Annotated in this window: 11 protein-coding genes; 4 read left to right on the top strand and 7 right to left on the bottom strand. The window is 41.7% G+C overall.

Annotation, left to right across the window (positions count from 1 at the left end; genetic code table 11):
- Positions 1-66: 66 nt before the first annotated feature.
- Positions 67-945 (bottom strand): AraC family transcriptional regulator, encoded by an 879-nt coding sequence (locus P162_RS02240; protein WP_031425565.1) that lies wholly within the window; start codon positions 943-945, stop codon positions 67-69.
- 94 nt (positions 946-1039) lie between these two features.
- Between P162_RS02240 and P162_RS02235 the strand changes: the two genes are divergently transcribed.
- Complete coding sequence (locus P162_RS02235) at positions 1040-1384, top strand: DUF983 domain-containing protein (RefSeq protein WP_031425564.1); 345 nt, start codon at positions 1040-1042, stop codon at positions 1382-1384.
- A gap of 130 nt (positions 1385-1514) precedes the next feature.
- Here the strand turns inward: P162_RS02235 and thrC are convergent, their stop codons facing one another.
- The 3 genes from thrC to thrA form a co-directional block, all read right to left on the bottom strand.
- Entirely contained in the window at positions 1515-2825 is a 1311-nt protein-coding gene (gene thrC / locus P162_RS02230) for a threonine synthase (RefSeq protein ID WP_031425563.1), read from the bottom strand.
- A gap of 120 nt (positions 2826-2945) precedes the next feature.
- Complete coding sequence (locus tag P162_RS02225; RefSeq protein WP_316931580.1) at positions 2946-3884, bottom strand: homoserine kinase; 939 nt, start codon at positions 3882-3884, stop codon at positions 2946-2948.
- 9 nt (positions 3885-3893) lie between these two features.
- Complete coding sequence (gene thrA, locus P162_RS02220) at positions 3894-6332, bottom strand: bifunctional aspartate kinase/homoserine dehydrogenase I (protein WP_031425561.1); 2439 nt, start codon at positions 6330-6332, stop codon at positions 3894-3896.
- A gap of 372 nt (positions 6333-6704) precedes the next feature.
- Between thrA and P162_RS02215 the strand changes: the two genes are divergently transcribed.
- Entirely contained in the window at positions 6705-8222 is a 1518-nt protein-coding gene (locus tag P162_RS02215; RefSeq protein WP_031425560.1) for a bifunctional ADP-dependent NAD(P)H-hydrate dehydratase/NAD(P)H-hydrate epimerase, read from the top strand.
- Positions 8223-8238: 16 nt separating this feature from the next.
- Here the strand turns inward: P162_RS02215 and P162_RS02210 are convergent, their stop codons facing one another.
- Positions 8239-8754 carry a DUF6787 family protein gene (locus P162_RS02210; protein WP_031425559.1) on the bottom strand — a complete coding sequence of 172 codons (516 nt, stop codon included), beginning with the start codon at positions 8752-8754 and terminating at the stop codon, positions 8239-8241.
- Between the two features lie 48 nt (positions 8755-8802).
- Positions 8803-9249, bottom strand: coding sequence for a DUF6146 family protein (locus tag P162_RS02205; RefSeq protein ID WP_031425558.1), 447 nt, complete (start codon positions 9247-9249; stop codon positions 8803-8805).
- A 276-nt stretch (positions 9250-9525) separates the two neighbouring features.
- On the opposite strand from P162_RS02205, the gene P162_RS02200 reads away from it, so the two are divergent.
- Complete coding sequence (locus P162_RS02200; protein WP_031425557.1) at positions 9526-10047, top strand: DUF421 domain-containing protein; 522 nt, start codon at positions 9526-9528, stop codon at positions 10045-10047.
- Between the two features lie 308 nt (positions 10048-10355).
- A complete protein-coding gene (locus P162_RS02195) occupies positions 10356-12227 on the top strand; it encodes a metallophosphoesterase family protein (RefSeq protein WP_031425556.1) in 1872 nt (623 codons plus the stop codon).
- A 6-nt stretch (positions 12228-12233) separates the two neighbouring features.
- Here P162_RS02195 and P162_RS02190 read toward each other — a convergent pair whose 3' ends face one another.
- A complete protein-coding gene (locus P162_RS02190; protein ID WP_031425555.1) occupies positions 12234-14012 on the bottom strand; it encodes an alkaline phosphatase in 1779 nt (592 codons plus the stop codon).
- Positions 14013-14099 lie beyond the last annotated feature (87 nt).

Raw genomic sequence — 14099 nt, 5'->3', positions numbered from 1 at the left:
ATTTATAATGTTTAAATGTATTGGCACATTCTCAAAAATAGATAGAATAGTACAGAAAAAGCGGCACTAATGATTGATATATTGTTTTCTGAATTGCAAGGGGGTCATCCCTGTTTTTGATTTGAAGATTTTGGAGAAGTACGAATAATCTGTAAACTCCAGAGTATCTGAAATCACAGAGAAACTGTCATCAGAATTTACGATGAGGCGCTTTGCCTCGAGGATGATCCTTTCAGAAATCATTTCCGAAGTGGTCTTGTCAATGGTTTCCCTTAATACCCTATTAAGGTGTTTTGTAGTTATATGAAGCTGTTCTGCATAAAACTTGGGGAATTTTTCCCTGCGGAAGTTTTGATCGATGAGATGTTCAAAATTTTCCAGAATATTGAGGTAACGCGATGAAAATCTATTCTGTATCGCTACGGAAGCTGCATATTCACGGGTGAAATCAATGTATATTTCAGTGATCAGGCTCACAATTTTAAGATCCCTAAAGGAGGTATGCTGTTTATATTCGGAAAAGACCTCCGCAAGTTTTTTTTTGATATTTGCGATGTCTTCGTTATTCAACTTTAAAAATGGTGGATTCTGGAAGGTATAGTAAAAAGGGAAGGTACTGAGTTTGTGATCTAAAAATTTCATTTCGTAAAATTCCTGTGAATGAAAGAAAATGTAACCTTCAGGGGCAGAATCAAATTTCCAGTAGTGCGTTTGACCAGGTCTTAAAAAGAAGACACTTCCTGGGAGAATAGGGTACGCATTAAAATCGATCTCATGGGTCCCCGAGCCTTTTGTAAATAAAACGCACAGGTAAAAATCATGCTTGTGTGGCTTAGCAATCAGGTCTTTGTTGAGAAGGATGTGTTCAGAAAACACATTGATATAGAAATCGCGTAAAGGTTTTGATTTCTGAAACTGTGTGATATTTAAAACCGGAACTTCCATAATTTATGTCCCAAAAGTACAAATATTGGCGATAAAAATATAACAGTAGCCACTGCATAGGCATTTAACTTTGTAGTCTTCTAAAAAATAAGTAATGGAAACTGTAGTAGATATCGTAAAATGTAAATGTCCCAATTGTAATGAAGGCGAGATCTTTAAGAGTAAAGGGAATATCTTTCTTTTTAAAATGCCTAAAATGAACGTACGCTGTAAAAATTGCAATTACAAGTTTGAAAAGGAAACAGGTTTCTTTTTCGGTGCTATGTTTGTGAGCTATGCATTGGCTGTGGCAGAAATGGTGACCAGTCTTGTTATTTTCTGGTATTTCGCCAGCCTTTCCCCACTTTACGTATTTGCAATCATTGTACTGGTGGCAATCTTAACCAGTACTTTTAACTTCAGAATTTCCAGGTCTATCTGGATCTATATTTTTGCGTAGGAATATTGGCTTCTTGGGCTAAAATCAAACTCCGTATTTTCAATATTTTACCAACATAGATAGGAACTGCTTGCTGAGAATCTTCAAGTGCTTAACTAGAATAAACTAATATGTCGGAGGTATACTACCTCTATTTTTGAGTTAAGAACGCTTTAAATTCCTCATAATCCTTGATTTTTATGGAAACCTTCTCCTTGTCGATTACCTCCTTGATCTGCTCGGGAATCTCAATTTTTTGCGGAATCACTTCTTCAACTACGGGAAGAAATTTCACCGGATGCGCCGTTTCTAAAAAGACTCCGTAAACGTCTGATTCATTGTTGTTTTCGGCAGTATACTTTTTGAGCCCAAGATAGCCTACCGCACCGTGAGGATCTGCTATATATCCTGTTTTTTCAAAAATATCTTTCATTGCTTCCTTAGTTTCCGCATCGTTAAAAGAGTAGGAGGTAAGCTTTGCAGAAAGTGCCTTCAGGTCATTATCAAAAAGCTGCTGTATACGTATAAAATTACTGGGATCTCCCACATCCATGGCATTGCTTATGGTTGCCACGGAAGGTTTTGGGTCATAAACTCCAGTTTTGAGATATTCGGGTACGACTTTATTGCTGTTTACCGAAGCGACAAACTGTTTTACCGGCATGCCCAACTTATGTGCAACAATCCCTGCGCATATATTGCCAAAATTGCCGCTAGGTACCGAAAAAACGAGCTCTTTTCCTTGTTTTTTGGCTTGTTTATAGGCAAAAAGGAAATAAAAAAGTTGGGGCAACCACCGTGCAATATTAATGGAATTCGCTGAGGTCAATTTTCGGTTTGCAGTGATCTCATCATCCAGGAACGCTTTTTTGACCATACGCTGGCAATCATCAAAAACACCATCAACTTCAAGGGCGGTAATGTTTGCGCCTAAGGTGGTAAGCTGTTTTTCCTGTACATCGCTCACTTTTCCCGTGGGGTAGAGGATAACAACATCAACACCTTCCACATTTAAAAATCCGCGTGCCACGGCGCCACCGGTATCACCACTGGTCGCCACAAGAACGGTGACCGGTTCCCGTGTCTCTTTTTTTGCGGCAAAATAACCCAGGCAACGCGCCATAAAACGTGCGCCAACGTCTTTAAAAGCCATCGTGGGACCGTGAAAAAGTTCAAGGGCGGCCACATTTTCCTCAATTTCTTCCAGCGGAAATTCAAAAGAGAGTACATCCGCGATTATTTCTTTCAGTTTATCCTCTGGAATGGCGCCTTCCACAAATTGTTTGATCGCCTCAAAGGCAATCTCGTTATTGTCTAGTTCTTCGATTTTATCAAAAAATGACTTTGGCAAGGCCTTTATTTCTTCCGGAAAATAAAGGCCTTTGTCTGGGGCAATCCCCCGGGTGATGGCTTCTTCAAGACCTACTTTTGGCGCTTTATGGTTGAGGCTATAAAATTGCATTTTCTTTTATTTTTCGGTATTATTTGTCCTTTTTTGGCTAAAAAACCACATCAATTACTCGATTTTCGGCTATTTTTCAAACTTCTGCAACTGTTTGATCAAACGTAAATCGTTAATATTCTAATTGCGTTCTAACACTTGATTTCCAGAAGTGGATATGGATGATACGTAACTATCGGTTTGCAACTTATGTTTTGCGAGAACCTTTACTAATTTCTTTTCCACATTTCTGGCGGTCTCGATTCCTTCGGTTAAAGTAAACATAGAAGGCCCAGATCCACTGATCCCAAACGCCAGTCCGCCAGCTTTTAGCGCAGTTGCTTTTAACTCATCAAAGTGCGGGATCAGCGCTTTGCGGTGACCTTCTACGAGCGCATCCTGCGTACTCGTTCCTATCAGTTCGTAGTCGTTCTCGTAAAGTCCGGCGACAAGTCCGGCAAGATTACCGCTCTGCTGAATCGCCGCCTGCATGGAAACCTGCTGCGGAAGAAGCTCGCGCGCTTCTCTGGTCTTGATACTGATATGCGGGTGGATTATGGTCACAAAAAGATCGCGCGGTACGGGAAGCGCAACGATTTTTAAGGGATCATAACCGGTTATAAGCGTAAAACCGCCATAGATGCACGGCGCCACATTATCTGCATGTTCATTTCCACTGGCCACCGCCTCGCCTTTCATCCCAAAGCGTGTCAATTCCAGGTTGGAAAAGGGTTTTTTTAAAAACTGGTTGATACCAAAAACCACACCGGCCGCGCTGGCCGCACTGCTTCCTACGCCGCTGCCCAATCTGATCTTCTTATGAATTTCGATCTCAAAACCATAATCCAGATTTAAGGCATTAAGCATGGCTTCACCGGCAACACCGCTTACATTCTGCGATGTTTCCATGGGAAGTTCGGCGCCGGTGACCGAAGTGATTTTTATTCCTTTTTGCGCTACTTTGCGTAAGACCATTTCGTCGCCCAACCCATGCAGGGCAAAGCCCAGCACATCAAAACCGCAATTTACATTAGCGACGGTTGCCGGTGAAAAGACCCGCACTTGTTTCAATTCTTTCATTGGGTAAATTTAGAAAGTGCTTGTCCTTATAATATCTGAAAATAATCCCGAAGCGGTAACATCGCCACCTGCACCGGCACCTTTAATAAGTAAAGGCTGCTCTGGATAGCGGTCTGTAAAAAACAGGACGATATTGTCTTTACCTTCCAGGTTATAAAAAGGATGACCCTGCGGTACATCCTGCAGGCCCACACTGGCTTTGCCGTTATCAAGTTCTGCTACATATTTAAGACGGTTGCCTTTTGCTGCAGCAGCGGAAACCAATTGCTCAAAGTGTGCGGCATCTTCTTTTAAGGTTTCAAAAAAGTGGTCAACGCTGTCACTTTTCAGGTTGTTTTCGGTTAAAAAGGACTTGTTTTCAATATCCTCAAGGTTCATTTTTAATCCGCTTTCCCGTGCTAAAATCAGAATTTTCCTGGCAACATCCACACCGCTGAGGTCAATACGTGGATCAGGTTCTGTAAATCCTTCGGCTTTTGCCTCTTGAACCACATCGTGAAAGTTTCCGCCGGGAGCAAAATTATTGAACACAAAATTCAAACTTCCCGAAAGTACCGCCTGTATCTTGCGAACCCGGTCTCCCGATGCGATAAGATTGTTTAGGGTGTCTATAATGGGAAGGCCCGCACCCACGTTCGTTTCAAAAAGCAGGGGCGCATTGTAGTTTTTACTGAGTTCTTTTAACTTTTCATACTGCTCATAATCTGCTGAGCAGGCAATTTTATTACAGGCTACAACCGCAATACTTTGCTTCAAATATTTACCATAAACAGCAGCAACATCAGCATTTGCGGTTATATCCACAAATATACTATTGCGCTGGTTGAGCGCGACGATTTTCTCGTAGTAGGTGTCAATAGTGGCATCCTCCCCATTTTCAAGGGCTTCTTTCCATGAACTGAGGTCAATTCCGTTCTTTTTGATCACCATTTTACGTGAGTTGCTCAAACCGAGCACCCGCAGGTTTATTTTGAGTTCGCTTTTAAGGTATTGCTGCTGTTGTGCAATCTGATCAAGCAGTCGTGCACCCACATTGCCCACACCGGTAATGAATAAATTGAGCTGCTTGCGCTGTTCTTCAAAAAAGCGCTCATGCAAACTGTTAAGGGCTTTTTTTACATCACGCTGGGCAATCACAGCAGAAATATTTTTTTCGCTTGCTCCCTGTGCAATGGCGCGAATATTTACGTTATTCTGCCCAAGGGTACTGAACATTTTTCCGCTGGTGCCCTGGTGGCTCTTCATTCTATCCCCTACGAGGGCAATGATGGAAAGCCCAATTTCAATGGTGAGTGGATCGATTTTGTTGAGTGTGATCTCATTTTGAAATTCTTCATCAATGGCAAGTTTTGCACGCCCGGCATCTTCTTCCATTACACCCAGGCAAATACTGTGTTCGCTGGATGCCTGCGTGATCAAAATTACATTGATCGCTTCTTTGGAAAGCGTTTCAAACAAGCGCTTGCTTATACCGGGCATTCCTACCATACCGCCACCTTCTAAGGTGAGAAGTGCGGTATTATTGATATTGCTGAGCCCTTTTATAGGATTGCCGCCCTGGGCTTCACTCGTATGGATAAGTGTACCGGGGTCTTCGGGTCTCATCGTATTTTTGATGCGAATGGGAATATTTTTGCTCATTACCGGTACAATGGTGGGTGGGTAGAGCACTTTTGCGCCAAAATGCGAAAGCTCCATGGCCTCATGATAGGAAATATCTGCGATGGGACGTGCCTGCTTGACGATCTTTGGGTTGGCGGTATACATACCGCTCACATCAGTATAGATCTCAACTTCATCCACCTCAAGCGCTGCCGCGATAATCGCAGCGGTAAAGTCTGAACCCCCGCGGCCCAGTGTACTGGTTTCTCCCGTGGCGGTGCTTGCAACAAAACCGGGCATTACCGTGATATTGTGCTTCGCTTTTGCAAAATAATGCTCTAGTTGGGCGTTGGTCACTTTATAATTTACAGAAGCCCGGGTATGCTTATCATTTGTGGTAATCAGGTCACGGCTGTCTTTTCTGGTGGCGTCCAGATTTGCTGCATACATCGCGCGGGCGATGATATTAGAAGATAATAATTCACCAAAAGCAAGTAGTTTATCAACGGTTTTTGGGGAAAGTTCATTAATAAGATGAATCCCTTCCAGCAGGCTTTTCAATTCGTCAAGGATCGTTTCCACTTCTTGAACGGCCTCCGTATCATTTTCCAGAAGGGCATTTGTAAAAGAAATGTGCTTTCCGGTAATTTCCCCTAACACTTCCTTGTAATCATTTTTTGTACTTGCCGCAATACCAGATTTTAAAAGCATATCCGTAATTCCGCCAAAAGCGGAAACGACAATGACTATATTTTCTTTGGCCGCAGCCTGTTCAGCAATTTTGATTACTTGTTTTATGTTGTCAACGCTTCCCACGGAAGTGCCACCGAATTTTAAAACACGCATAATAGAAGTGTTTGGATCTTGATTAATTAATTTATGTGCTTCCCCGCATTAACCGATTTTCAATGTCGATTTCTCCCAATTCATGCCAATATCGAAAAACACGCGGCGCATCCCGCAAAAGTGTTTATCGATAAAAATGTACCGGGAAATTGCTTTCTAACCTGTTATCTTTAAAAGAATGATAAAATAGGCCTTAATCGCTTTCATGCTCATGAGGTTAAGACTCAAAAGTATTATTTTTACTGGGATACTCAAGGTTTAAAGTGGATTTTTCAGAATTTGGTAACCACACTTAATTTAAAGACTGTTCTTTGAATTATTTGATGTAAAACGCAAGATTCTTGTGGAATCCTTCAACTCAAATAGTATAGCATGAAAATTTTAAATCGCGATCAAATCTATAAGGCAGATCAAGCGACGATACAGAATCAAGATATCACGTCTTTGACACTTATGGAGCGGGCTTCTGGCAAAGCGTTTGACTGGCTCAACAACAACCTATCGAAAACGGAAAAAATCCATGTTTTTTGTGGAATAGGGAATAATGGAGGCGACGGTCTCGTGATTGCAAGAAGGTTGCTTGCCGAAGGTTTTAAGGTGCAAACCTATATAGTTGCCTACGCTGATAAACGATCTGCCGATTTTGAAGCTTCTAAAAAGAAACTTGAAAAGGAAGAAAACGCCAAAGTTCAGGAAATTCAGGAATCTAGTGAACTGCCAGAAATTAAGCCAGAAGAGACCGTTATAGATGCCATTTTTGGTATTGGTTACAATCGGCCGGCGCCAGAGTGGGTGCAGGAGTTATTCAGGCATATCAATAATAGCAGCGCTTTTGTGGTTGGAATAGATATCGCTTCCGGACTTTATCTTGACGAAGTGCCAAAAGAGGATGAACCGGTCGTACAGGTGGATATGTTATTGACTTTTCAGGTGCCCAAGTTGGTCATGTTTCTACCACAAACCGGTAAAAATATTAAAGAATGGAAAGTGCTTGATATAGGACTTGATGATGCATACCTTTCCGAAGCGCAGACCGATATACGTCTGATAGACTTTGCCGAAATCAAAAAACGCTATAAAAAGCGCGATAAATACACCCACAAAGGAACTTTTGGACATAGTCTAATAATAGGCGGTAGCTACGGAAAAATGGGTGCTGTTGTCCTTTCGGCGAAAGCGTGCCTCAAAGCAGGCAGCGGACTCGTTTCTACCTATATTCCGCAGTTTGCCATGCCTATTTTACAGAGCACGATTCCAGAAGTTATGGTGCTTACAGATAGGCATACCGGGAAAATGATAGAAGAAATAGCCTTTGATCTGGAACCAGATGTCATCGGGATAGGTATGGGAATGGAAACCGCACCCATTACCATCAAGGCTTTGGGGAATTTTCTGAAAGTCAATCAAAAACCGCTGGTCATAGACGCAGATGCGCTAAACTGTATTTCTAAAAATAAAGAGTTCCTCAACGCATTGCCGCCGGAAACGGTGCTGACGCCACATCCCAAAGAGCTTCAGCGGTTAATAGGGGAGTGGGAAGACGATTTTGACAAACTGGAAAAGGCAAAAGAATTCGCTTCAACATATAATCTGGTGCTCGTTATCAAGGGCGCAAATACGATAACCGTTCACAACAAGCAATTGTATATCAATACCACGGGAAATCCTGGTATGGCAACCGGCGGCACCGGTGATGTGCTTACGGGAATCATAACCGCACTCATCGCACAAGGATATTCTTCGTTAAATGCCGCTATAGTGGGCGTTTACCTTCACGGACTTGCAGGCGATCTGGCTGCTAAAAAAATGGGATTTGAAGCTTTGAGCGTGGGTGATGTAGTTGCCCATATAGGAAAAGCTTATCTTAAAATTTCTGGAAAAATGGACTAAAAATGGCTTAAAACGACTACTTTTTGAATAAAAACCCGAGGCCAAACCGGGACAGCATCTTCTTTTCAAAAGCGTAGAAAAAGTCATATTGACCAAAAATCCATCCCACGAGAATCAAAAGTATTTGGTACAGCGGGAAGATAAGTATAATGCGCAACGGCCAGTAAATCCATCCCGAAATAGCATCGCTGCCCAATCCCAGGGCATCCATCACGGGGCTTGATAAACGGCCGGCGGTAGAGCCGGTGATGGCAAATACGATGAAAATAGCGATAAATTCCCACCGGGCATTTACCTTCCATTTATTTTTCAGTTTTACAAAACAAAACAGGCAGATTTTGATGATAAGATACGTGAAAAGCAATGTGAGGATAGCGGTAAAAAGGAAATACAATTCGTGCGAACTATAATAAGATTCGCCTATGCGCCAGGCGATAAGAAGGCCAAATCCCAGCGACAACAGCACTCCAAAAACCGGGTAAAACAGTTGCCAGTTTTTGGTTATTTCCCATTTTCTTTTAAATTCTTCCACGCCGCAAAACTACCACATCTTTTCGTTATGCGTATAGAAAAGAGATCGCTAAATTCTTGTGGGAACCGAAAACCGCTGGTTGTATTTTCGGCTAAAAAAGACAAAGTAGCAGTAGAGTTTATAATTCACTTCATAACCATAATCTATGCTGGCGTCATAATTGATCTGCTGTTCGTATAAATTGGGATTGTAGCGAAAAGGCTGCATCACGCGCTGGTTATAATCAATTACAAGAAATTTGTTTTTGTTCTCCAGGTAATTCTGGGAATAATAACCTTCTGGTCGGGCGATGGAATTCAGGAACGTATTAAAACCGGGATCAATGATTATAATTTCATATTCAAGGCTATCATTCGCAATGCGTACGGTATCATTTTCTGAGGCAGCAATAGTGTCGCCAGGCATGCGGTTATCAGTAAATCCATTATTTTTCTGTGTCGTGGCACAGCTGTAAACAAAAATGAGGGATAGGATAAGATAGAATAGTTTTCGCATGGCACATTTTTTATAGAAAAGGAGCAAAACCAGTGCCAAACAGTGTTTGTGGGTTTTTTCATTTCCTGTCAAAATATAACCAATTTAAGCCGAAAATGTGCCAAAAACTAGTGTTTAGAGCCGAATTATTGGTTGATATTTCGGTTTTATGCACGTCAATTAATTTCGTTAGAAATAAAACCGATTCCATTACGATTAACCTATTGCTGATATTATATTTAGGTAGTTCCGTATTTTAAATTTAAGAAACGACCAACCAAAAAAATGATTTTTACCATGGAAAAACTTTATGATATTTCCCTCTTAGGGGTTTGCACAATACTTTTAAGCACGCTGGGAATTTACCTATCGGTCATCATTTTGACACGTATTTGCGGAAAAAGAAGTTTTTCAAAAATGTCAAGTTTTGATTTTGCCATGACCGTCGCAGTGGGTTCTATAATAGCCACGACCGCACTTTCTTCTAGTGTAAGTCTGGTGGAAGGCGCCGTGGGACTTACAAGCGTGTACGTTTTACAGATCGCTGCCGCATTTATCAGAAGAAATGACAAGATTCAATCTTTGATGGACAATACGCCCTTGCTCCTTATGGACGGCCAGGTAATCCTTACCGAAAACCTGCGCAAAGCACGGGTGACCGAAGGGGATTTGCGCAGCTGCCTTAGAGCGGCAAATGTAAAGCAGCTCTCTGAAGTAAAAGCGGTTGTTTTTGAAACGACCGGCGACATTTCGGTATTGCATGCAGAAAAGGATATGGACCTTGATCTCTGGCTTATGCAAGGTGTAGACCGGTCCTGATTATAATTTACTTCTGGTAATTTCAGGTTTATTGGCGTTTCCCTACGGGTCGGGCTTTACGTTGCAATCTTTTTGCTCGTGCCTCTCAAAAAGGCTTCCTCCCGGAAGGTGCCAAACAATTCACTGCAATCCCTAACGCAAATTTCGTTTTAAGAGCGTTGAATATATTTTAGTATAAGATGGTACATTCATTCAAATAATGCTGTAGGCCAACCTAACATTTAGGTTTCCATAGGGCGTATAATTTAACCTCAACACACAGTTGGTTTTTTTAAATTTTGCTATACTGCACCCTAAAATTGGAGATTATGACGCGATTATTTTTATTAGTATCCATGTTTTGGTTACCGGTTATTTACGCACAGAAAAGTGTAAATCTAAAAGTCGCCTTTGTCTCAGATATCCATTTTCAGGATAATTACGCAGCGTATGAAGATTTTGAGGGCTTGCCCATAGAAGGCGGTTCAAAAATGGCGAAGATCAGGACTATGGCCGCGCAATTACATTCTACGCGCCTTTTCAACGAGAATTATTTTGCACTGCGCGCCACGCTTGATGCCATTGCAGCGAGGGGAATAAAACTGGTTGCGCTGCCCGGTGATTATACAGATGATGGCCAACTTATACATGTCAAAGGACTGGCAAAAATCTTAAAAGAATATACCGAAAAGTACGACATTTCCTTTTTTATAACCACCGGCAATCACGATCCTGTAGGACCTTTTTTAACCGAAGCCGGTAAAACCGATTTTCTCGGAAAAAACGGTAAAAACCAACCAATTTTCAGCAAAAAAGGACTTCATAAAGAAGATTTTATTAGGGAAAATCCGGTAGTGATCGAAACAGGTTTGGCAAAATCCGGGTACAAGGAAATCTTTGGGAATTTGAAGGATTTTGGTTTTTTTCCGCAGAAGCGGTATTTGTACTGGGAAACGCCATTTTCGAAGTATACGGAAGCAAATTACAGCTTTAAAAAGGCGAAAAAAGCAGCAAAAATTGACAAAAGAAGCTATAAAATAGCCGAAAATCTACAAATTCCGGATGCTTCTTACCTTGTGGAACCGGTAGCGGGTTTGTGGTTGCTGGCGATAGATGGGAATTCCTACATTCTACAGGAAAAAGATGAAGAGCAGTCTTTTAGTAGCGCGAGCGTGGGCTATAATCAAACTATAGATCAGAAAAAACATCTTTTTAAATGGATTGAAAGCGTAGCGGAACGAGCCCGAAAAAATGGTAAAAAACTCATCGCTTTCAGTCATTATCCCGCAGTGGATTTTAACGACAATGCCTCGGCAGAAATTGAAGGATTGTTAGGGGAAAATAAGTGGCAACTGGAGCGCGTCCCGGAGGAGAAAATTGCGAAAACCCTGGCAAATGCCGATGTAAAACTGCATGTAGCCGGGCATATGCATATTAATGATACCGGTTTGAGAACCTATGAAAACGGGGATTTTATAGTAAATATCCAGACGCCGTCCCTAGGCGCGTATATTCCCGCTTATAAAATACTTACGTTCAAGGGATCAAAAGAACTGGAGGTGCAAACTATTCCTGTTACTGATGTTCCGCGCTTTGATGAATTTTTTCCTTTATATAAGATGGAACATGAATTTCTGACTCAGAACGAACTTCCGGTGTGGGACAATACGATTCTAGAAAGTAAAAATTATCTTGAATTTACTACCGCTCATTTGAAAAACCTGGTCCAATTGCGGTTTCTTCCGGAAGACTGGCCAGCGGAATTTCAGCACTTTCTGATCGAAAAAACAGGAGAAGAACTACTTGCAATCGCCGGTACAAATACTGAAGATCTAAACTTAAAAGCTAAAAATTCCATAGCGATAAAAACCTCGGAAAAACCACTAAAATCGAGTAAAAACACTCCTTTTTCAAGCGATTTTGATTCCTGGACGGGCTTTGATATGGTATTTGATTTTTACCGTTTGCGTAGCGCGGACGTGTTGGCTAAACCTTACATTGGCGCGCAGCGGCTTGAGCAGTACCGGCAGCTTCAAGAGAAAGTTTTAAAAAATCAGCGTTTAAAAAATGCCCCGGAAAGCTCAAATGCCCATAAACTTTGGTTGTTTATGAGCATTTTTAAAAAGTTTATGAACGGCCAGCCGGCAGATCATTTTAAAATTGATCTTGATACCGGCGCTGTAGTGCCATTAGAAAATTGAATTCTTTTACTTTTTAGCTACTTCTATTTGTAAGGCCTGAATAATTTTGTTATGGATTTCGGTATTTTCAAAAACCCCTTGAAAAAGTCCGGACTGTGGACCATAGGCAAAAAGCGGAACCATGGTAGCAGTGTGATCATTGGTGAGAAAATCGCCTTTTAGTTCGCCATTTTTAAGGCTGCCCTGCAAAATACCAAAGCCGGAAGTTTCATGATCTGCGGTAATCACGACCAGCGTATTTTCGTTTTTATCGGCCACCTTTAAAACTTCGGCGATCGCCTGATCAAAATCGAGCATTTCTTCAACAATGCCGCTTACATTATTGTTATGGCCGTTGCTGTCTATTTTTGCCGCTTCTATCATCAAAAAGTAAGGTTTCTCCTGATTTTCCAGTGTTTGGAGCACTTTTTTGACATGTTCCGGAAAGATAGTACCGCGTTTTGAAGCCGTATCCAGATCATTTTCGGAAAGAAAAACTGCCGTTCTCTTGCTGAAATCCGTAATATCAGCAAGTTTTTTGCGCTCAAAATCCTGATGAATAGCATCAAAATCATTAGCGCCTGCCGAAACAAAAAAATCAATTTTGCTCTTCGCTAAATCCTTTAAAATCGTCGCGCTGTCGTCGCGTTCTGGCACATGCGCATAAAAAGTGGAAGGTGTGGCGCCGGTGATTTTGTCTGTGGTCATCACTCCGTTTAAAAACCCGTGGGCAGAAAGGGTTTCGGTGATATTTTTGAGCGGTTTTCCGGAAGGATCAGTGCCAATCGCACGGTTATTGGTTTTTGCACCCGTGGCCATTGCCGTTCCCCCGGCCGCAGAATCAGTGACCAGATCGTCAAAAGAAAAGGTTTTTATCAATCCCAGGGTTTTGAGCTGCGTTAACGTCAATGCGCCGCCATTTGCGATCATTGCCGAAGAAATCTGACTCAGGCCGTTGCCGTCGCCTATGAGGAGTACCACATTTTTCGGTTTGTCATCTTCAGCGTATGCAAAGTGTGGATGGTAAATAGGGATTTTTTGCTGAAGCTGAAATTTTCTGCTATCCAGGGTTTCAAGGTATTGTGAAGCCCTGACCGGGTGATCTGTATTTATAAAATCGATGCCAAGTTCGGCAAAACGGCTCCATGCTGTTTCAGTATCTGGCGCACCCCAAAACCGGAAGGGTTTATGAACGGAGTGCGCCTGCGCGATAGCATTTTTGACCCGTGCCAGATCGGTTTCGGTCATGCGTCCCAGTCCGTTCCAGACCGAAAAATCCTTGAAATTAACACTTACCAATGCTATTTTCTCTAAAGCAATGGTCGTTAAATTTTCAAGGTACTGATGGTCAAAATGGATAAAATCTGGATAATTTTTATATTCGGAAGGTTGTGGGCGATTCCCGGAAATAACAAAGCGAAGGTTGTTATTTTCTGCCAATTCTGGTCGGTTTTTGACTATTTTAACCAGTTTTTCAAGCGTTTTACGCGCATCAGATTTGATATCCACCAGTATCTGAACCTTCCTTAATTTACCACTTTTAGCCAGTTTAGACAGCGGATCGAGATACAGATTCTCAATGGTTTTTTCAGGCGAGATCTCTTCCTCGGCATGGGTAACGTACAGTTTTCTATGCTGTAAAAAGACGTCAATCTCTATGGAAGATGCGCCGCTCACATAAGCTTTCCAAAAAGGAAAATCCTGCCCATAATCATTGTGGGAATGAATTTTGTAATTTTTCTGGGCAACCACAGAAATTGAAAAAAAACCAAGAAGTAGGAGTAAACGTAAAGACAATAATTTCATTTGTATTTTGCTATTTTCATTATATTACAATGTTCCACGATCTGGAATACATTAAAGCACATGAGTTTTATAAACCCTTACACCGAA

This window comes from Flavimarina sp. Hel_I_48, from assembly GCF_000733945.1.
Taxonomy (GTDB): Bacteria; Bacteroidota; Bacteroidia; order Flavobacteriales; family Flavobacteriaceae; genus Leeuwenhoekiella.
Note: the sequence above shows the minus strand (reverse complement) of the source record. Positions and strands in the feature narration are given on the sequence as shown.